The sequence below is a fragment of the Pseudomonas sp. M5A4_2d genome, assembly GCF_053345295.1.
The window spans coordinates 1-19,640 of the sequence record NZ_JBKEZW010000011.1; the positions used below are offsets into that span (position 1 = coordinate 1).

At 58.4% G+C, this 19,640-nt stretch carries 16 protein-coding genes; 3 read left to right on the top strand and 13 right to left on the bottom strand.

What is annotated here, in order from left to right; translation table 11 throughout:
- Positions 1-342 precede the first annotated feature (342 nt).
- On the bottom strand, positions 343-1,968 hold the full coding sequence (locus ACLBW8_RS23230) for a methyl-accepting chemotaxis protein (RefSeq protein WP_064451618.1): 1,626 nt from the start codon (positions 1,966-1,968) through the stop codon (positions 343-345).
- Positions 1,969-2,064: 96 nt separating this feature from the next.
- On the bottom strand, positions 2,065-3,087 hold the full coding sequence (locus ACLBW8_RS23235) for an amidohydrolase family protein (protein WP_221294317.1): 1,023 nt from the start codon (positions 3,085-3,087) through the stop codon (positions 2,065-2,067).
- A gap of 138 nt (positions 3,088-3,225) precedes the next feature.
- Here ACLBW8_RS23235 and ACLBW8_RS23240 point away from each other — a divergent pair, with 138 nt between their 5' ends.
- Positions 3,226-3,642 (top strand): OsmC family protein, encoded by a 417-nt coding sequence (locus ACLBW8_RS23240; protein ID WP_064451616.1) that lies wholly within the window; start codon positions 3,226-3,228, stop codon positions 3,640-3,642.
- Positions 3,643-3,706: 64 nt separating this feature from the next.
- Positions 3,707-4,573, top strand: coding sequence for a pirin family protein (locus ACLBW8_RS23245; RefSeq protein ID WP_447806419.1), 867 nt, complete (start codon positions 3,707-3,709; stop codon positions 4,571-4,573).
- A gap of 99 nt (positions 4,574-4,672) precedes the next feature.
- On the opposite strand, the gene ACLBW8_RS23250 is transcribed toward ACLBW8_RS23245, so the two are convergent.
- The 4 genes from ACLBW8_RS23250 to ACLBW8_RS23265 all read right to left on the bottom strand — a co-directional run bounded on the left by ACLBW8_RS23250 (position 4,673) and on the right by ACLBW8_RS23265 (position 8,387).
- Complete coding sequence (locus ACLBW8_RS23250; RefSeq protein ID WP_221294315.1) at positions 4,673-5,401, bottom strand: dienelactone hydrolase family protein; 729 nt, start codon at positions 5,399-5,401, stop codon at positions 4,673-4,675.
- 66 nt (positions 5,402-5,467) lie between these two features.
- Positions 5,468-7,372 carry a molecular chaperone HtpG gene (gene htpG / locus ACLBW8_RS23255; protein WP_221294314.1) on the bottom strand — a complete coding sequence of 635 codons (1,905 nt, stop codon included), beginning with the start codon at positions 7,370-7,372 and terminating at the stop codon, positions 5,468-5,470.
- Positions 7,373-7,461: 89 nt separating this feature from the next.
- Entirely contained in the window at positions 7,462-7,914 is a 453-nt protein-coding gene (locus tag ACLBW8_RS23260; protein ID WP_064451613.1) for a PaaI family thioesterase, read from the bottom strand.
- Complete coding sequence (locus ACLBW8_RS23265; RefSeq protein ID WP_064451612.1) at positions 7,911-8,387, bottom strand: PaaI family thioesterase; 477 nt, start codon at positions 8,385-8,387, stop codon at positions 7,911-7,913. Before ACLBW8_RS23265 ends, ACLBW8_RS23260 begins: the two co-directional genes overlap by 4 nt.
- A 158-nt stretch (positions 8,388-8,545) precedes the next feature.
- Here ACLBW8_RS23265 and ACLBW8_RS23270 point away from each other — a divergent pair, with 158 nt between their 5' ends.
- Entirely contained in the window at positions 8,546-8,803 is a 258-nt protein-coding gene (locus tag ACLBW8_RS23270) for a hypothetical protein (RefSeq protein WP_053255236.1), read from the top strand.
- 105 nt (positions 8,804-8,908) lie between these two features.
- Here ACLBW8_RS23270 and ACLBW8_RS23275 read toward each other — a convergent pair whose 3' ends face one another.
- The 7 genes from ACLBW8_RS23275 to ACLBW8_RS23305 form a co-directional block, all read right to left on the bottom strand.
- The gene (locus tag ACLBW8_RS23275) at positions 8,909-9,649 is read right to left on the bottom strand and encodes a DUF599 domain-containing protein (protein WP_064451611.1); all 741 of its coding nucleotides are present in this window, start codon (positions 9,647-9,649) and stop codon (positions 8,909-8,911) included.
- Positions 9,650-9,881: 232 nt separating this feature from the next.
- Positions 9,882-11,195, bottom strand: coding sequence for a branched-chain amino acid transport system II carrier protein (gene brnQ, locus ACLBW8_RS23280; protein ID WP_064451610.1), 1,314 nt, complete (start codon positions 11,193-11,195; stop codon positions 9,882-9,884).
- 429 nt (positions 11,196-11,624) lie between these two features.
- The gene (gene sucD, locus ACLBW8_RS23285) at positions 11,625-12,506 is read right to left on the bottom strand and encodes a succinate--CoA ligase subunit alpha (protein WP_003210566.1); all 882 of its coding nucleotides are present in this window, start codon (positions 12,504-12,506) and stop codon (positions 11,625-11,627) included.
- The gene (sucC, locus tag ACLBW8_RS23290) at positions 12,506-13,672 is read right to left on the bottom strand and encodes an ADP-forming succinate--CoA ligase subunit beta (RefSeq protein WP_064451609.1); all 1,167 of its coding nucleotides are present in this window, start codon (positions 13,670-13,672) and stop codon (positions 12,506-12,508) included. Before sucC ends, sucD begins: the two co-directional genes overlap by 1 nt.
- A gap of 202 nt (positions 13,673-13,874) precedes the next feature.
- The gene (gene lpdA, locus ACLBW8_RS23295) at positions 13,875-15,311 is read right to left on the bottom strand and encodes a dihydrolipoyl dehydrogenase (RefSeq protein ID WP_447806420.1); all 1,437 of its coding nucleotides are present in this window, start codon (positions 15,309-15,311) and stop codon (positions 13,875-13,877) included.
- 101 nt (positions 15,312-15,412) lie between these two features.
- On the bottom strand, positions 15,413-16,636 hold the full coding sequence (odhB, locus tag ACLBW8_RS23300) for a 2-oxoglutarate dehydrogenase complex dihydrolipoyllysine-residue succinyltransferase (RefSeq protein ID WP_221294312.1): 1,224 nt from the start codon (positions 16,634-16,636) through the stop codon (positions 15,413-15,415).
- Positions 16,637-16,680: 44 nt separating this feature from the next.
- Positions 16,681-19,512: a 2-oxoglutarate dehydrogenase E1 component gene (locus tag ACLBW8_RS23305; protein WP_064451606.1), complete on the bottom strand. Its 2,832-nt coding sequence runs from the start codon at positions 19,510-19,512 to the stop codon at positions 16,681-16,683.
- Positions 19,513-19,640: the final 128 nt, after the last annotated feature.

Genomic DNA, 19,640 nt, shown 5'->3' on the forward strand with positions numbered 1-19,640 from the left:
AGGGATGGCCCATTGCGGCGGCCCACGGATTCAAGCCGGAGTGCGGGCATACCGAGCCTGGGCGAGGTACCGAGTGGTGGGGCAAAGCGTTTTTTGGTTACTTTTTTAGGCGTTCCCTTGTAAAAAAGTGACCCGCCGTAAGGGCGAAACCCATAGCAGCCGTTACCGCAGCAACGGATATGTCCTCAATCTACCTAACCCCTCACAGGCTCAAAGCAACACAAAGAGTTACTTAGATACCTATGCGTTTCGCAGGCAAGCCAGCGCCCACATGCTGAATTGTGAACACAGTCAAATGTGGGGGCCAGCTTGCCTGCGATTGAATAACCGCGGTCTTACGCCCTACACCGAAAACCGCGCCACCATCGTGTTCAGATCCACCGCCAACCGCGACAACTCCTGGCTCGCCGCACTGGTCTGATTGGCGCCGGTCGACGTCTGATGCGCCAGATCACGAATATTCATCAAGTTGCGATCCACTTCTCGCGCCACCGCCGCCTGCTGCTCCGAGGCACTGGCAATCACCAGGTTGCGCTCGTTGATCAGGGTAAATGCCGACGCAATTTCTTCCAGCGCCGTGCCCGCCGACTTGGCGATATCCAGCGTGGAGCGCGCCCGGGTATTGCTCTGCTGCATCGAACTGACGGCCTGATCGGTGCCCTGCTGAATGCCGCTGATCATCAGCTCAATTTCCTGGGTCGACTGTTGCGTGCGATGGGCCAAGGCCCGCACCTCATCCGCCACCACGGCAAAACCGCGCCCGGCATCCCCGGCCCGCGCCGCTTCGATCGCGGCATTCAGCGCCAGCAGGTTAGTCTGTTCGGCAATCGAGCGAATCACGTCCAGCACCTTGCTGATGCCATAGACCTTTTGCGCCAATTCTTCGACCTGAGTGGCATTGGCGGTCACGTCCGTGGCCAACGCCTCAATCGACTCCACTGTCTGGTGCACCTGAGCACGCCCGCGCTGGGCGATGCGGTCGGACTCGCGCGACGCCTGCGACGTGGCCACCGCATTGCTCGCCACTTCTTCCACCGCCGCTGTCATCTGGTTGACCGCCGTGGCGGCCTGTTCGATTTCCTGGTTCTGCTGGTGCAGGCCACGGGTCGCATCCTCAGTGACGCAACTGAGTTCTTCGGAAGCCGAAGCCAACTGGTTCGAGGATTCGCCAATACGCCGGATGGTGTCGCGCAGGTTTTCCTGCATGCCCTTTAGCGCCTGCTGCAAGCGCGCCGGCTCATCATTGCCGGTCACGTTGATCTCACCGGTCAGGTCGCCACTGGCGACGCCCTGCGCGACTTTCAGTGACTGTGCCAACGGCAGCACGATGCTGCGGGTCAGCCACACCGCCAACCCAATGGTAATCAGCGCCGTGAGCACGATCATGCCGACCACCCAGGTACGCGATTGAGTGAACACGCTTTGCGCCAGGCTTGCGGCCAGGTTGGCATTGGTTTTGTTCAAAATGACCAGATCATGCAGAGTGCCGGCCATCTGATCGGCCAGTTGATTCATCTCACCGTTGACGATCTTGATCGCATCGTCCAACTGGTTGGCCTTGGAGAGCGTCATCACCTGCTCTTGGCGTTGCAGGTATTGCTGCTCTTCGGTCTTGAAACGATCAAACAGCGTGCGTTCTTCGGGCAGGACGATCAGCCCCTCGTAAAGTGTCTGGGCGTGGGACATGCCATTTTTCAGATCGGTCAGTTTTTGCTCGTTCTGCGCCAGCGCCTGCGGATCACGGTTGACCACCAACCGCAGGGTCAGCGCGCGAACCCTTAACAGATCCTGGCTCATATCCCCCACCGCCATCACGCTAGGCAGCCAGTTGTTCTCCACCTGGTCCGACTGCTGGCGCATGTTGGCCATCTGCAGCAGTGCGAAGCCGCCCAAGGCGAACACCATCAACGCCAACACGCCAAAGCCCAAGCCGGCGCGGGGAGCGATATTCAGACTACGGATACTCATTGCCTGGTTCCTTCCAAATGCGCTGCATCCACCTGCAGCGGGTCTCCTGAAAGCTATCGGCCCTTCAGCCAAATTGCGTAAGACGAAAACGCGATATCAATGTGCCTGCTCATCGCGAGCGTGTTTCGGCAGAATAGCCAGGAAGTTATCGCGCGCAACCTTACGGGCCACGTCCTCCGGCAGCGCGTCCAGGAAAGGATCAAAGCGGCGCATTTCCTTACCGAGCTTATTGAAGCGCCCTACAACATCCGAACCCACCATGAAGCGCTCAGGGAAGCGTTCAACCAGCTTTAACCACTGCGCGCGGGGCTTGCCTGCCTCATCCAGCAAGTACGGCGTGAGCATGCTCCAAGAGAGGTCGATGTACAGATTGGGATAGGCTTGCAACATACGGCTCAAGGTAGGGAGCAAGAAGTCCATCTGCACCTGATGGCGATGGATCTCTTTACTGGTACCCGCATGCGCCCAGATAAAACGCGTGTGCGGGTGGTTGCGCAGCGATGTCTCCACCTCCGGCAGGTACAGTGGGTTGCGTTCGCGCTTGGAGGTGATGTTGGAGTGCAGCATCACCGGCAAATCGTTTTCGGCGGCGAGGTGATAGACGCGCGTCATGGCTTCATTGTTGGCCCGCGGGGTGTCACCTGCCGTCAAGGCCGTCAGGTCGTCGTGCCGTGTGAACACTTCACCAATGCCCTGCCAGAGCCCTGGGTTGAGGTCGAGCATGCGTTGGATATGCGCCGCCGAGTTCTTGTCGTTAGGGTTAAAGCCGGACAAAAACGGATGAAAATGCTGACGCTGCTCAGGGGTGAGTGTGTTCACCGCTGCCGCGACGATCACGTCGGTGGCGCTGTACCAATAGGCATCGGCATCGTCACCCGCGTAGTAACGCGGGCGCTTGGGTTCGTCTTCGTGCCATTTCTTGGCCACAGGAATGCCAGAAATCATCACATGCTCGATGCGATTATCCGCCATGGCCTTAAGCAGCGTGTCCATGCCTGCCGTTTCCTGGAAGAAGTCGACGTAATGCAGGTGCGCATCGCTGTAGGCATATTCGCGGGCCTGCACGACGAGGCTACTGGCAGCGAGCAACAGGGCAAGACTGAGGCGGGTCCAAGGCACGGTAAAATCTCATAGGGGTGAATTGCGGTAGACCTTGCGCGATGCAAACGGGTTCACAGGCAAAAAACGCGGAACACCCCAGTGCCAGCATGTTCTATAACTGCATGACCTTCATCCTGCCAATCTGTGAGGTTTACCATGCCTGTTACCGTCAACACCCTGAACCACGACAACTTTCGCCACAGTGTGAATATCAATAACCACGAACTGTTCACCGACTTACCCAAAAGCCTGGGCGGCGACGACTCGGCGCCCTCCCCCCACGATTATTTCGATGCTGCCCTGGCCTCGTGCAAGGCGCTGACCGTCAAACTGTATGCCCAGAAAAAAGACATTCCCCTCACCGGCGTCACCGTGGAAGTCACCCACGACAGCACCGAGGAGCAAAAAGGCAAATACACGCTCAACGTCAAGTTGACCCTCAAGGGCGTGCTCACCGATGAACAGCGCGACGAGCTGCACCGCGTGGCTGATCGCTGCCCCGTGCATAAACTGATGACCACCGCAGAAGTCACCATCGAGACGAAATTGTCCGAAGGCGCTTTCAGCCAGTAGCGCCATCCACCCGTCGAGCGGGTTATGCTCAGGGCCATCTAACCCGCTCAGACAGGGACGCACCATGACCACCCTCACCGTGATCCGCCCGCGCGCGGAAGATGTCGAAGGCCAGCCGATCCTGCGCCCGTTGCCGTCGCGCGAATGCCGCAGCGTCGGGCCTTTTGTGTTCTTCGACCACATGCTGCTGACGCGTTATGCGCCGGGCACCGGCATGAATATCCGCCAGCACCCGCATATTGGGCTGTCGACGCTCACTTATCTATTTGAAGGTGCCTTGCAGCACAAAGACAGCCTCGGCTCGGACCAGTTGGTGCAAGCCGGCGACGTCAGCTGGATGACGGCCGGCGGTGCGATTGCCCACGTCGAACGCACGCCCGAGGCGATCAAGGCTGAAGGTTTCAGCCTGCATGGCCTGCAAGTGTGGCTGGCCTCACCCAAAGACCATGAGACGGGGCCTGGGCATTACAGCCATCACTCGGCGGCGAGCCTGCCAGTCAGTGACAACCTGGGCGTGCAGATTCGTCTGATCGCCGGTAGCGGCTTCTGTCTCAAATCACCGGTGCCGGTGCTGTCGCCTACGTTGTATGCCGAGGTGCAGATGCAGACGGCCACGACGCTGTTGATCCCGGATGAGCACCAGGAACGGGCGGTGTATGTACTGGAGGGTGAGGCACAGCTGGACGGCGAGGTGTTGGCAGTGAACAGCCTGGTGGTGCTGCCTGCCGGGCAGGCAATGACGCTGTTTGCTGAAAGCGATTGCCGCCTGATGGTATTTGGCGGTGCGCCACTGGATGGGCCACGGCGGATCAACTGGAATTTTGTGGCGAGCGACCCGGCCATGATCGAACAGGCGCGGCAGCGTTGGGCGGCTCGGGATTGGCCGACGGTGCCGGGAGAGTCTGAAAGGATTGAGTTGCCTGTCAGATAGCTATCGCAGGCAAGCCAGCTCCCACATTTAACCGGTGTTCACCAATCAAAATGTGGGAGCGGGCTTGCTCGCGAAGAGGCCAGCACAGGCGCTAAAGGTTTAGCCCTTGAACACTTCATCCAACAAGTTATGCATCGACTGGAACGCCCGCGCAGCGGTCTTCGCGTCGTACATCATCTTGCCCGGCACATTGGCATGCGGGTCAGTGAAGGAATGCACCGCACCGCCGTAGCTCAGCAACTGCCAATCCACACCGGCCGCGTTCATTTCATCTTCAAACGCCGGCAACTGTTCCTTGGGCACCAAGGGGTCGGAAGCGCCGTGCAGTACCAGCACTGAACCTTTGATGTTTTTCGCATCCGCCGGGTTCGGCGTATCGAGAGTGCCGTGGAACGACACGGCGGCCTTCAACGCTGCGCCGGTACGCGCCAGCTCCAGGGAGCAGCAACCGCCGAAGCAGAAACCAAAGGTCGCCAACTTCGAGGTATCGACAGCGGCTTCGGTCTGGCCTTGCAGTTGCTCAAAGGCTGCCTGCATACGCTTGTTCAGCAATGGGCGGTCATTTTTCAACGGCATCATTGCCGCGCCCGCTTCATCGCCATTCGATGGGCGCACGGTTTGCCCATACAGGTCGGCGATCAGCACCACGTAGCCCTTGGCGGCGACGCTTTTGGCAATGTCTTCGGCACCCGCACTCACACCCATCCAGTTCGGTGCCATCAACAGACCCGGCAGCGGGCCCTTATGGCTGGCATCGAATGCCAGGCGGCTTTCATAAGACTGGCCATCAATCTGATAGACCACGGAACGCACAGTGACTTGGCTCATCATTTACTCCAGTTGAGGTGCACTAGAACGAAAAAACCCGCCGAAGCGGGTTTTTCTACAACGGTGTTAAACCGACAATTCAACCAACAGCTTGTTCAGTCGGCGCACGTAGGCGGCCGGGTCTTTCAAGCTGTCGCCAGCGGCCAGGGCCGCCTGGTCGAAGAGGATGTGCGACAAGTCGCCAAAACGCTCTTCGCTTTGCTCGCCGTCGAGTTTCTCGATCAGCGGGTGAGCCGGGTTGAATTCGAAGATCGGCTTGGAATCCGGAACCTTCTGACCGCTCGCTTCCAGGATCTGACGCATCTGCATGCCCAGGTCCTGCTCGCCAATGGCCAGAATCGCCGGGGAGTCGGTCAGACGGTGCGAAACCCGCACTTCGCTGACAGCATCGCCCAGAGCGGTCTTGATCCGCTCAACCAGCCCTTCTTTGGCCTTGGCGACTTCTTCGGCTTCCTTCTTCTCTTCTTCGGAGTCCAGGTTACCCAGGTCCAGGTCGCCACGGGCCACGTCGACGAAGGTTTTGCCGTCGAACTCGCTGAGGTAGCTCATCAACCACTCATCGATACGGTCGGTCAACAGCAGCACTTCGATGCCTTTCTTGCGGAAGACTTCCAGGTGCGGGCTGTTCTTGACCTGAGCGTAGGTTTCGCCGGTCAGGTAGTAGATCTTGTCCTGACCTTCCTTGGCGCGTGCCAGGTACTCGGCCAGCGACACAACCTGCTCACCGTCTTCACCTTGGGTAGACGCAAAACGCAGCAGGCCGGCGATTTTTTCCTTGTTGGCAAAATCTTCCGCCGGGCCTTCTTTCATGACCTGACCGAAGTTTTTCCAGAAGCCCTTGTATTGCTCAGGCTCGTTCTTCGCCAGTTTTTCCAGCATGTCGAGCACGCGCTTGGTCAGCGCCGACTTCATGGAGTCGATGATCGGGTCTTTCTGCAGGATTTCCCGCGACACGTTCAGCGACAGGTCGTTGGAGTCGACCACGCCTTTGATAAAGCGCAGGTACAGCGGCAGGAAGGACTCTGCCTGGTCCATCACGAACACGCGCTGCACGTACAGCTTCAGGCCTTTGGGCGCTTCACGCTGGTACAGGTCGAACGGAGCACGCGCCGGTACGTAGAGCAGCGAGCTGTATTCCAGCTTGCCTTCGACCTTGTTGTGGCTCCAGCTCAGCGGGTTTTCGTAGTCGTGAGCGATGTGCTTGTAGAACTCCTGGTATTCCTCGTCTTTGACTTCAGTACGAGGACGCGTCCACAGGGCGCTGGCACGGTTGACCACTTCCCATTCCTGGGCAGGCGGCTCTTCGCCTTCGGCAGCAGCCTGTTCTTTCGGCAACTCGATCGGCAGCGCGATGTGGTCGGAGTATTTCTTGATGATATTGCGCAGGCGCCAGCCATCGGCGAACTCATCTTCAGCCGCTTTCAGGTGCAGCACGATGCGGGTGCCACGGTCAGCCTTGTCGAGGGTGGCGATTTCGAACTCGCCCTCACCTTTGGAGGACCAGTGCACACCTTCGCTGGCGGCGAGGCCGGCGCGACGGCTGAACACTTCAACCTTGTCGGCAACGATAAAGGCCGAGTAGAAGCCCACACCGAATTGACCGATCAGGTGCGAATCTTTTTTCTGATCGCCCGACAGGTTCTTCATGAAATCTGCGGTGCCGGATTTGGCGATGGTGCCCAGATGGGTGATCGCGTCTTCACGGCTCATGCCGATACCGTTGTCTTCGAGGGTGACGGTCTTGGCGTCTTTGTCGAAGCTCACACGGATTTTCAGTTCGGCGCCACCTTCCAGCAATTCAGGCTTGGACAGGGCTTCGAAACGTAATTTGTCGACAGCGTCAGAGGCGTTCGAGATCAATTCGCGAAGGAAGATTTCCTTGTTGGAATACAGCGAATGGATCATGAGGTGCAGCAGTTGCTTCACCTCGGTCTGGAAGCCCAGGGTTTCCTTTTGAGTTTCCACACTCATGGTCATCAAACTCCAATTGGATGGCAGTGGCCGCGCCCTTAAGGGTTGGCGGCGGGTTGTCATCAAAGTTGGGGGCTAAGACCAGGATTTCAAGGGCGGGCTGTTTCCTCAATCTTGAAATGTGCGCGAGCGGTGGCAATCGGTTCGGCCGGGGTGCTTTGCCAGGCAGTGATTGCCACATTGGCGACGCGACGGCCCTGGCGCCACACCTGGCATTTGGCGTAAGTGTCACGAAACTGGCCGGCGCGCAGGTAATCCAGGGAAAAATCGATGATTTTCGGCAGGCCCGGCGCGCCGGTAAATACCAGCAGGTGCAGCGCCGCCGACAGCTCCATAAACCCGGCAATCACCCCACCGTGCAGCGCCGGCAATATGGGGTTACCAATGTTGTCCTTGTTGGCCGGCAGACGAAACAGCAATTCATCCCCCAACCTTGTGCATTCAATGCCAATCAGCTTGGCGTAGGGGACCAGGTCTAGCAGCGCCTCGTAGTTACCCCGGTGATGGGCCTGTTCGAGGCGGGTCTTGAATCGATGTGTCATGCCTGCTCTCCCTTGAGGGTGCTGCCCAGCCCGTGCGTGCCCTTGAGGCGCTTGCCCATGCGCATGAACGTGCCGACCACGTGGGCGATGGGCTGCTGCGGATCATCCTGGTAGGCGAAGCCGCGGGTGAAGATCACGTCGGTGGTCACCCGATAGCATTGGGCGAAGCCGTACACGGGCTTGTGCGGTTCGGCCGGATGCATGTAGTCGACACGCAGGTCGAGCGTCGGGCACACCTCGAACTCCGGCAAGACACACAGCGTGGCCATGCCGCAGGCAGTGTCCATCAAGGAGGTCAGCGCGCCGCCGTGAATCACGCCGGTTTGAGGATCGCCGACGATGCTCGGGCTGTAAGGCAGGACCAGCGTCATGCCCTCCTCGCTGGCAGCATGGACGGTGATGCCTAATACCTGGCAGTGGCGCAGCGCCGAAACAAAGCGTGTGGCACGCGCTAACAAGGGATTTTCGGTCATGTGTTCAGACTCTTATTAGTGTCGATTAGAGGCGTCTGGGGGCAAGGGCAAAAGTTCCTTGAGCGTCACGTTTTATATATCTTTGAAACAAAAGGAACTAATGCTGGCCGTCTAAGCTCGAAAGGCCAGTAGATATCTTCACTAAGGAGAAACACCCCATGCGCAAGACTTTAGCTATTTCCATGATGCTGGCTGCTGCCCTCGGCCTCGCTGCCTGCGATAAGAAATCCGAAGACAAAGCCCAAGATGCCCAAGCGCATTCTGAGCAAGCTCAGAAGGACATGGCGAAAGCACAGGATAAAGTGAACGACGCTGCAAAAGAAAACGCCGATGCTGCCAAAGCTCAGGCTGATGCGAACGCTGAAAAAGCAAAAGAAGACGGTACCGCTACTCCAGTAGCACCTGCCAAGCCTTAATAGCCTGGCAACTGCTGCAAAAAGGAAGCCCGCTTACATAGCGGGCTTTACTTTGTCTGCTGTTTTTCCAGCGCCGAAAAGTTTAATTAACCTTGGCGCCACGCGTTAAGACACGGCTTCTTTAGCCGGCTCCGTCACCGGCATATCGGTTGGCGTGTAGACCATGACCTGCAGTACGTCCGAATGAAACTCGCGGCGATACAGCACCAACACTACCCCGCTGCTCATCAACATGAATAACCACGGGCTGACAAACCAGGCCAGCATGGTCATGCCAAAGTAATAAGCACGCAGGCCAAAGTTGAACTGGTTGGCCGCCATGGAAATCACCCGCGCTGCCCGCAGGGCGAACGCGTTGCGCTCCTGCTCCGACACATGCCGTTCACCAATCATCGGCGCCGACCCCACCAGCACCGCGGCGAAGTTGTATTGGCGCATGCACCAGCTGAAGGTGAAAAACGCATAGACGAACACCAGTGCCAGGCACAGCAGCTTGATTTCCGACATGCCCTGGGACGCCTGTTGCACCATGGGAATGTCCGCCAGCAACGATACCGCACGCTCGGAAGCACCCAGCACTGTCAGGATACCGGCGAGGATGATCAAGGTACTGGATGCGAAGAACGAGGCATTGCGCTCCAGGTTACCGATCACGCTGGCATCGGCGATACGGTTATCGCGCAGCAACATGCGGCGCATCCAGTCTTCACGATACAGATGCAGCACGCTGGCCAGGCACGCAGTGTCACGGGCCTTCCACGTGGCGTATCGGGTGTAACCGCCCCAGCACAATACGAACCAGAGAGCAGCAAGCAGGTGGATCTGATTGGTTTCGACGAACGACATGCGGGGGCCTTTTGCTCGGTGTGCGGATATTAATGCGATCTAAATGTGGGAGCGGGCTTGCTCGCGAATGCGGTGTGTCAGTCTCCTGGTGCATTACTGATCCACCGCGTTCGCGAGCAAGCCCGCTCCCACACTGACCGTATTCCACACTTTAGGGGTTGTGGCCTCACACACAAAAAAATGCCCCGTATCAATCGATACGGGGCATTTCAGTACAGCGTGAAATCGCGGGTTAAGCGATGGCTTCGCTGCGTTTGCCAAGCATGCGGTCAACCACTACGGCAACGACCAGCGTCATCACCGCCGGCACCAGCCACGCCAGGCCTTGCTCGCTCAGCGGCAGATGTGCCAACTGCGCAGGCATCCAATCCGCCAGGCCCGCGCCCTTGAGCGCATCAATGCAACCAAAGATGAACGACACCAGCATGACCGGGCCGACGATGCGGCCCTGCTCAAGCCAGAAATCTTTGCAGAAGCTCAGGGCCACCAGCACGATGCACGGCGGGTAGATCGCCGTGAGTACCGGGATCGAGAAGGCAATCAGCTTGGTCAGGCCCAGGTTGGACACAAACAGCGAGAACAGTGCGAGGATCACTACCAGCGTCTTGTAGGACAGCGGCAGGACTTTGCTGAAGTACTCGGCACACGCGCAGGTCAGGCCAACAGCGGTGACCAGGCACGCCAGAGAGATCAGCACAGCGAGGAAGCCACTGCCCAGGGAGCCGAACGTGTGTTGCACGTAAGCATGCAGCACGGCAGCGCCATTGCTTGCACCGGCGGCCACGGCATGGCTGCCCGACCCCAGACGGAACAGGCTGATGTACACCAGGGCCAGGCCCACGCCGGCAATCAGCCCGGCGATGATCGCGTAGCGGGTGATCAGCTGTGGCGATTCAACGCCACGAGAACGGATGGCATTGACGATGACGATACCGAATACCAGCGCGCCGAGGGTATCCATGGTCAGGTAACCATTGATGAAGCCCTGGGAGAACGGTGCGGCAACGTATTCCGGCGTCGCGACGCCCACGTCACCGGCCGGCAAGGCAAACGCGGCGATGCCGAGAATAGCCAGGGCGATGATTTTCAGCGGCGCCAGGAAGCGACCTACGGTATCCAGCAGTCGGCCCGGGTAGAGGGAAACAAAGAACACCACCAGGAAATACACCGAGCTGTAGAGGAACAGCGCCAATGGGCTTTCGCCGGTCAGCGGTGCCAGGCCCACTTCAAACGAAACGGTCGCAGTGCGCGGAGTGGCGAACAATGGCCCTACCGCCAGATACGCCGCCGCCGCGAGCAGGCCGCCGGCGATCTTGCCGATCGGGCTGCTCAACGCGTCCATACCGCCGCCGACCTTGGCCAGGGCGATCACGGTGACCACCGGCAGACCGACCGCGGTGATCAGGAAGCCCAGCGCTGCCATCCAGACGTGAGGCCCGGACTGCAAACCAACGATAGGCGGGAAGATGATGTTGCCGGCGCCCACGAACAGGGCGAAGGTCATAAAGCCTAACGCCAGGACATCCTGGCTTTTCAACACTTTCATTTAAGGAAATACCACACTACTGAATCGGAATTTAGAGAGGGATTCCCTGTGGATGAGGGAACTGCTGCCGGTCCTGATGGGGACCGACCGGTCTAGCGCGCAGCTTCCTTTTGGGATGCGGACGCATAAAGAGGCGGCTAGAGTACAGAATTAGGCCGACAAACGCACTGTTGCGGGGCGAACTGTCCGATAAGCGACATCACAATGTCGCGTTTTCATACTTAATTTTGACAATACAACCCCATGTGGGAGCTGGCTTGCCTGCGATGCGGGCGACTCGGTCCATCAGGTAAACCGAGTCGATGCTATTGCAGGCAAGCCAGCTCCCACATGTGAACGGGGCATCCAATCTGATGAGCAATACCCAGAACGCACAAAGGCCACCCGAAGGTGGCCTTTGCTTGGTAAAGCGTCAGCTAAGCGCGAGGCTTACTTGACAGCCCAACCGGTCAGCTCGGACAAAGCCTTGCCGATGTCTGCCAGCGAACGCACGGTTTTAACGCCTGCGTCTTCCAGGGCAGCAAACTTCTCGTCTGCTGTGCCTTTGCCGCCGGAGATGATTGCGCCAGCATGGCCCATGCGCTTGCCAGCAGGGGCAGTCACACCAGCGATGTAGGAAACAACCGGCTTGGTCACGTGTGCCTTGATGTAGGCAGCCGCTTCTTCTTCAGCCGAGCCGCCGATCTCACCGATCATGACGATCGCTTCGGTCTTCGGGTCTTCCTGGAACAGTTTCAGGATGTCGATGAAGTTCGAGCCTGGGATCGGGTCACCGCCGATGCCGACGCAAGTCGACTGGCCGAAACCGGCGTCAGTCGTTTGCTTGACAGCTTCGTAGGTCAGGGTGCCGGAACGGGAAACGATACCGACTTTGCCTGGCAAGTGAATGTGACCAGGCATGATGCCGATCTTGCATTCGCCTGGAGTGATCACGCCTGGGCAGTTAGGGCCGATCAGGACTACGCCCAGCTCGTCACACTTAACTTTAGCGTCCAGCATGTCCAGGGTAGGAATGCCTTCGGTGATGCAAACGATCAGCTTGATGCCGCCGAATGCCGCTTCCAGGATCGAGTCTTTGCAGAAAGGAGCTGGAACGTAGATCACGCTGGCGGTGGCGCCAGTGGCAGCTACAGCGTCTTTCACGGTATTGAACACTGGCAGACCCAGGTGCTCGGTGCCGCCCTTACCAGGAGTAACGCCACCCACCATCTTGGTGCCGTATTCGATGGCTTGCTGGGTGTGGAAACTACCTTGCGAACCGGTAATACCCTGGCAGATAACTTTGGTGTCTTTATTGATCAGGACGCTCATTATTTGCCCTCCGCAGCTTTGACAACTTGTTGAGCAGCGTCGGTCAGGCTGGTAGCCGCGATGATGTTCAAACCGCTTTCTGCCAGTACTTTAGCGCCCAGTTCAGCGTTGTTACCTTCAAGGCGAACAACAACCGGGATTTTAACGCCGACTTCTTTCACTGCACCGATGATGCCTTCGGCAATCATGTCGCAACGAACGATGCCGCCGAAGATGTTGACCAATACTGCAGCGACGTTAGTGTCGGACAGGATGATCTTGAAGGCTTCGGTAACGCGTTCTTTGGTAGCACCGCCGCCCACGTCGAGGAAGTTGGCTGGTTTGCCGCCATGCAGGTTGACGATGTCCATGGTACCCATGGCCAGGCCAGCACCGTTGACCATGCAACCGATGTTACCTTCCAGGGCTACGTAGTTCAGTTCGAACTTGGCAGCGTGCGCTTCGCGCGGATCGTCTTGCGACGGATCGTGGAAAGTTTTCAGCTTAGGCTGACGGTACATGGCGTTGGCGTCGATGTTGATCTTGGCGTCGAGGCAGTGCAGATCGCCGTCAGCCTTGATCACCAGCGGGTTCACTTCCAGCAGGGCCAGATCGTGATCCTGGAACAGTTTGGCCAGACCTACGAAGATCTTGGCGAACTGGGCAACTTGCTTGCCTTCCAGACCCAGCTGGAAAGCCAGTTCGCGACCCTGGAATGGCTGAGCGCCAACCAGTGGATCGATAGTGGCTTTCAGAATTTTTTCTGGAGTGTCGTGAGCGATCTTCTCGATGTCCACGCCACCTTCGGTGGACGCCATGAACACGATGCGACGGCTCGAACGGTCAACGACAGCGCCCAGGTACAGCTCTTTAGCGATATCAGTGCACGATTCAACCAGGATCTTGGTGACTGGTTGGCCATTGGCATCAGTCTGGTAAGTCACCAGACGCTTGCCCAGCCACTGCTGTGCGAAGGCCTTGGCGTCTTCTTTGCTGCGAACCAGCTTAACGCCGCCCGCTTTACCGCGACCACCAGCGTGGACCTGGGCTTTGACAACCCACTCGGTACCACCGATTTTGTCGCAAGCTTCTGCTGCTGCTTCCGGGGTGTCTACTGCGTAGCCCTGGGATACTGGCAGGCCGTATTCAGCGAACAGCTGCTTACCCTGATACTCGTGAAGATTCATGCTTTTTACCGTCTTCGTTAGGTACTGCGCATTCGGCGCTGCGCTCATTATGAGTGCCGCGCCACCTGTGACTGCTGCTTGCGCAACTTGCGGGGCTCAAGGCCCGTAAAGCTGCGCAAGACTGCGTCCAGCGGACATTCCGCGGTGAGTCTTGCGCGCAAGGCTCACGACGGGCAACCGCCGTGGTTTCTTATTATCTCGCTTAGCGCTTCTTGCGGTTGGCGATGTGGATGGCGCCGCCATTCACTGCCAACGCTGCTTCGTGCAACGCTTCGGACAGGGTCGGATGGGAGAAGACCATCATGCCCAGGTCCTCGGCACTGGTGCCGAATTCCATACCGATCGCGCCTTGCTGAACCAGTTCTGCAGCGCTCGGGCCAATCACGTGGACGCCCAATACGCGGTCAGTCTTGGCATCAGCGATGACTTTGACAAAACCACCGGTGTCGTTGGCTGCCATGGCACGGCCAGAAGCGGCAAACGGGAAGGTGCCGACGTTAACTTCAACGCCTTCAGCTTTCAACTGCTGTTCGTTCTTGCCGACCCATGCAATTTCCGGGTGGGTGTAGATAACCGATGGGATCAGGTCGTAGTTCATCTGGGTTTTGTGGCCCTTGATGCGCTCGACAACCATGATGCCTTCTTCGGAAGCCTTGTGCGCCAGCATCATGCCGCGAACCACGTCGCCAATGGCGTACACGCCAGGAACCGTGGTAGCGCAGTGATCGTCAACGTGGATGAAACCACGCTCGTCGATGTTCACGCCGCTGTCGGAAGCCAACAGGTCAGCCGTGACTGGACGGCGACCAACGGCAACAATCAGCTTGTCGAAAGTGATGGTCTGTTCGCCATCCTTGTCGGTGTAGGTCACGACAACTTCTTCGCCGTTAACCTTCGAGCCGGTCACGCGAGCACCCAGCTTGATGTCCAGACCTTGTTTGGTCAGGGTTTTGTAGGCTTCTTTGGACACCGCAGTGTCGGCAGCCAGCAGGAACGTGTCCAGGGCTTCCAGAACGGTCACTTCGGAACCCAGACGCGACCATACCGAACCCAGTTCCAGACCGATTACGCCAGCGCCGATCACGCCCAAACGCTTGGGAACCGCTTGGAATTCCAGGGCGCCGGTCGAATCAACGATCACGTTCTGGTCAACTGGAGCCGGTGGAATGTCGATTGGGCGCGAGCCTGGAGCCAGGATCACGTTTTCGGCTTCGATGACTTCTACCGAGCCGTCTGGTTTGGTGATTTCAACTTTCTTGCCGGCCAGCAGTTTGCCGTGGCCTTGCAGGGAAGTCACACCGTTGGCCTTGAACAAGGTCGCAACGCCGGAAGTGAGGCCTTTAACGATGTTGGCTTTACGGCCGACCATTGCTGGCACGTCCATGGTCACGCCAGCGTGGTTGATGCCGTGGATCGCGAAACCGTCTTGGGCTTCGTGGAATTTCCAGGAGCTGTCCAGCAGCGCCTTGGAAGGAATGCAACCGACGTTCAGGCAAGTACCGCCCAGCGCCAGTTTGCCTTCCTTGTCGGTGTATTTTTCGATGCAAGCAGTCGAGAGGCCCAGTTGTGCGGCCTTGATGGCGGCAACGTAGCCGCCAGGACCTGCACCAATCACTACAACGTCAAATTTCTGCGACATGAAAATAGTTCCTCTATTTAGCAGCAAGCTTTCAAGCCGCAAGCCCCAAGCCCGACTGCCTTATCCGGCAGCCTGTCACTTGAGGCCTGCAGCTGCTTCTATCAGATATCCAGCAGCAGACGAGCCGGGTCTTCCAGCAGGTTCTTGATGGTCACCAGGAAAGTCACGGCTTCTTTACCATCGATCAGGCGGTGATCGTAAGACAGTGCCAGGTACATCATTGGGCGGATCACGACTTGGCCGTTGATGGCCATCGGACGCTGGATGATGTTGTGCATGCCCAGGATCGCAGCTTGTGGCGGGTTGACGATCGGGGTCGACATCATCGAACCGAAGGTACCACCGTTGGTGATGGTGAAGGTACCACCGGTCATCTCGTCGATGGTCAGCTTGCCATCACGGGCTTTCTTGCCGAAGCCAGCGATGCCGCCTTCGATTTCAGCCAGGCTCATCAGCTCGGCGTTACGCAGAACCGGTACGACCAGGCCACGGTCGCTGGACACGGCAACGCCGACGTCGGCATAACCGTGGTAAACGATGTCGCTGCCGTCGATGGAAGCGTTGACTGCCGGGAAGCGTTTCAGCGCTTCGGTGGCCGCTTTCACGAAGAACGACATGAAGCCCAGGCGCACGCCATTGTGGGACTTCTCGAACAGGTCCTTGTACTTCGAACGCAGGGCCATGACTTCAGTCATGTCGACTTCGTTGAAAGTGGTCAGCATCGCCATGTTCGACTGTGCTTCAACCAGACGCTTGGCCACGGTGGCACGTACACGAGTCATCGGTACGCGCTTCTCGGTGCGGTCGCCAGCAGCGAACACAGGCGCAGCGGCAGCTGGAGCAGCAGCCTTGGCAGGTGCGGCGGCCGGAGCGTTTTTCTTGGCTTCAACGGCAGCAACCACGTCTTCCTTGGTCACACGGCCGTCTTTGCCGGTGCCTTTGATGGAAGCCAGATTGATGCCGTTTTCTTCGGCCAGCTGACGCGCAGCCGGTGCAGCGATTGGATCTTCACCAGCGGCAGCTGGAGCAGCGGCTGGAGCGGAAGCAGCAGCAGGTGCAGCAGCGGCCGGAGCAGGTGCAGCAGCGCCGCCTGCTTCGATCGAGCCCAGGATCTGGTTCGACAGGACGGTAGCGCCCTCTTCAGCAACGATCGCGCCCAGCACGCCGTCAGCTTCGGCCAACACTTCCAGAACGACTTTGTCGGTCTCGATGTCGACGATCAGGTCATCACGCTTTACAGCGTCGCCTGGTTTCTTGTGCCAGGTGGCAACGGTGCCATCGGCAACCGATTCCGGGAATGACGGGGCTTTGATTTCGATAGCCATTATCTGTGGGTCCTTAAAATTCGGTTTCAGTCAGCGCGAAGGCGTTAAACAGTGAAAGCATCTTGCAGCAGTTTTTCCTGCTGCTCGGCGTGCATCGACGCATAACCACACGCAGGTGCAGCAGAAGCATCACGACCGGCATACTCAAGGCCAAGGCCTGTCTTGTGGTTGCCGATGCTGCGACGCAAATGATGCTGGCTGCTGTACCAAGCGCCCTGGTTCATCGGTTCTTCCTGGCACCACACCGCATGGGTGAGGTTGGTGTAAGGCGCGATGGCCTCCATCAGGTCGTCTTCCGGGAACGGGTAAAGCTGCTCGATACGCACGATGGCGATGTCTTCGCGGCCTTCGGCACGGCGTTTTTCCAGCAAGTCGTAGTAAACCTTGCCGCTGCACAGGATCAGGCGAGTGACCTTGGCTGCGTCCAGGGTGTCGATTTCTGGAATAACGGTCTGGAACGAACCGTCGGCCAGATCTTCCAGGGTCGAGATGGCCAATTTGTGACGCAACAGCGACTTCGGAGTCAGCACTACCAGCGGCTTGCGCAGCGGGCGGATCACCTGACGACGCAGCAAGTGGTAGATCTGGGCCGGGGTAGTCGGCACGCACACCTGGATGTTGTGCTCGGCGCACAGCTGCAGGTAACGCTCCAGACGGGCCGAAGAGTGCTCCGGACCCTGACCTTCATAACCGTGTGGCAGCAGCATGGTCAGACCGCACAGACGACCCCACTTGTGCTCACCGCTGGTGATGAACTGGTCAATAACCACTTGGGCACCGTTGGCGAAGTCGCCGAACTGGGCTTCCCAGATCACCAGCGCCTGAGGCGTGGTGGTGGAGTAACCGTATTCGAACGCCAGTACGGCTTCTTCGGACAGGAACGAATCGAACAGGTCGAAACGTGGCTGGCCTTCGTAAAGGTGTTGCAGCGGAATGTAGGTGCCCGCGTCTTTCTGGTTGTGCAATACCGCGTGACGGTGCGAGAACGTACCACGGCCGATATCCTGGCCGGTCATGCGGATCGGGTGACCTTCGAACGCCAGGGTCGCGTACGCCATGGTTTCGGCGTAACCCCAGTTGATCGGCAGGCCGCCGGCTTGCATCTTCTGACGGTCTTCGTAGATCTTCGCAACCTGGCGCTGCACAACGAAGCCTTCTGGAATTTCCAGCAGCTTGGCAGACAGTTCCTGCAAGGTTTTCAGATCGAACGAGGTGTCGTGACGCGCAGTCCAGGCGTGGCCCAGGTACGGACGCCAGTCAACGAACAGCTCTTTGTTCGGTTCTTTAACAAGGCTTTTTACGACATGCAGACCGTTGTCCAGCGCGTTGCGGTATTCATCGACTTTCGCCTGAACACGCGCATCGTCAACCACGCCGGCCTTGGTCAGGCTTTCGGCGTACAGCTCACGGGTGGTGCGCTGCTTGGCGATTTGCTGGTACATCAACGGCTGGGTGCCGCTAGGCTCATCCGCTTCGTTGTGACCGCGACGGCGGTAGCAAACCAGGTCGATCACCACGTCACGCTTGAACTGCATGCGGTAGTCGATAGCGAGCTGGGTCACGAACAACACGGCTTCCGGATCATCACCATTCACATGGAGGATCGGCGCCTGGATCATCTTGGCAACGTCGGTGGCGTACTCGGTAGAGCGCGCGTCCAGCGGGTTGCTGATGGTGAAGCCAACCTGGTTGTTGATGACGATGTGAACCGTACCGCCAGTCTTGAAGCCGCGAGTCTGCGACATCTGGAACGTTTCCAGAACCACGCCTTGGCCGGCGAATGCCGCGTCACCGTGGATGGAAATCGGCAGGACCTTTTCACCGGTGGCATCATTACGACGATCCTGACGAGCACGGACCGAACCCTCGACCACTGGAGAAACGATTTCCAGGTGGGATGGGTTGAACGCCATGGCCAGGTGAACTTCACCGCCGGTGGTCATCACGTTGGACGAGAAGCCCTGGTGGTATTTAACGTCACCGGAACCCAGTTCGACCTTCTTCTTGCCTTCGAACTCGTCGAACAGCTCGCGCGGGTTCTTGCCGAAGGTGTTGACCAACACGTTCAGGCGACCACGGTGAGCCATGCCGATCACGACTTCCTTGGTGCCATAGGAACCGGAACGCTGGATCAGCTCGTCGAGCATTGGAATGAGGCTCTCGCCGCCTTCCAGGCCAAAACGCTTGGTGCCCGGGTATTTGGTGCCCAGGTATTTCTCGAGACCTTCAGCTGCGGTCACGCGCTCGAGCAGGTGGCTGCGTACGTCGGCGGACAGCACCGGACGGCCACGCACACCTTCCAGGCGATGCTGGAACCAGTGGCGTTGCTCGGAATCGGTGATATGCGTGAACTCAGCGCCGATGGTGCGGCAATATGTCTGCTGCAACGCTTCGTGAATTTCGCGTAGGCTCGCTTCCTCTTTGCCGATGAACAGGTCGCCGGCACGGAAGGTCGTATCAAGATCGGCATTGGTCAAGCCGTAATGATTGATCGACAGGTCAGCAGGTGCAGGACGCTGCCAGAGCCCCAGCGGGTCAAGCTGGGCCGCCTGGTGGCCACGCATCCGGTAAGCCTGGATCAGTCGCAATACTTCAACTTGCTTCTTCTCATGCTCGCTGCTCACGCTCCCGGCGGAAACCGGCTGAGCGCGGCGCTGGTTCTTTGCCAGCAGCACAAACTGATCGCGAATTGTTGCGTGCGATACATCGGTGGCAGCGTTGCCGTCTGAAGACAACGTCTGAAATTTGGTGCGCCATTCTTCTGGCACAGCGTTAGGGTCGTGCAGGTAGAGCTCATAAAGCTCTTCCACATAGGCAGCGTTACCACCTGAAAGATAGCCGCTGTTCCACATGCGCTGCATCACGCTTTCTTGCATGCTTGGTCACCCTCGATTTGGGGACACCACCGGCGGAAACACCGAGTTTGCTTGCAAAAGGCCAAGTGCAGCGACCAAAACAAGCCACTTAGGATCACGCTGATAGTTCGGGTACCAACCCGAATGCC

Excerpts from the sequence above, each read along its gene's own strand:
- odhB (WP_221294312.1), bottom strand. The coding sequence starts at position 16,636 with ATGGCTATCGAAATCAAAGCCCCGTCATTCCCGGAATCGGTTGCCGAT.
- htpG (WP_221294314.1), bottom strand. The coding sequence starts at position 7,372 with ATGAGTGTGGAAACTCAAAAGGAAACCCTGGGCTTCCAGACCGAGGTG.
- ACLBW8_RS23305 (WP_064451606.1), bottom strand. The coding sequence starts at position 19,512 with ATGCAAGAAAGCGTGATGCAGCGCATGTGGAACAGCGGCTATCTTTCA.
- sucD (WP_003210566.1), bottom strand. The coding sequence starts at position 12,506 with ATGAGCGTCCTGATCAATAAAGACACCAAAGTTATCTGCCAGGGTATT.
- ACLBW8_RS23240 (WP_064451616.1), top strand. The coding sequence starts at position 3,226 with ATGCCTGTTACCGTCAACACCCTGAACCACGACAACTTTCGCCACAGT.
- ACLBW8_RS23230 (WP_064451618.1), bottom strand. The coding sequence starts at position 1,968 with ATGAGTATCCGTAGTCTGAATATCGCTCCCCGCGCCGGCTTGGGCTTT.
- ACLBW8_RS23275 (WP_064451611.1), bottom strand. The coding sequence starts at position 9,649 with ATGTCGTTCGTCGAAACCAATCAGATCCACCTGCTTGCTGCTCTCTGG.
- sucC (WP_064451609.1), bottom strand. The coding sequence starts at position 13,672 with ATGAATCTTCACGAGTATCAGGGTAAGCAGCTGTTCGCTGAATACGGC.
- ACLBW8_RS23270 (WP_053255236.1), top strand. The coding sequence starts at position 8,546 with ATGCGCAAGACTTTAGCTATTTCCATGATGCTGGCTGCTGCCCTCGGC.
- ACLBW8_RS23260 (WP_064451613.1), bottom strand. The coding sequence starts at position 7,914 with ATGACACATCGATTCAAGACCCGCCTCGAACAGGCCCATCACCGGGGT.
- ACLBW8_RS23245 (WP_447806419.1), top strand. The coding sequence starts at position 3,707 with ATGACCACCCTCACCGTGATCCGCCCGCGCGCGGAAGATGTCGAAGGC.
- ACLBW8_RS23265 (WP_064451612.1), bottom strand. The coding sequence starts at position 8,387 with ATGACCGAAAATCCCTTGTTAGCGCGTGCCACACGCTTTGTTTCGGCG.
- lpdA (WP_447806420.1), bottom strand. The coding sequence starts at position 15,311 with ATGTCGCAGAAATTTGACGTTGTAGTGATTGGTGCAGGTCCTGGCGGC.
- brnQ (WP_064451610.1), bottom strand. The coding sequence starts at position 11,195 with ATGAAAGTGTTGAAAAGCCAGGATGTCCTGGCGTTAGGCTTTATGACC.
- ACLBW8_RS23250 (WP_221294315.1), bottom strand. The coding sequence starts at position 5,401 with ATGAGCCAAGTCACTGTGCGTTCCGTGGTCTATCAGATTGATGGCCAG.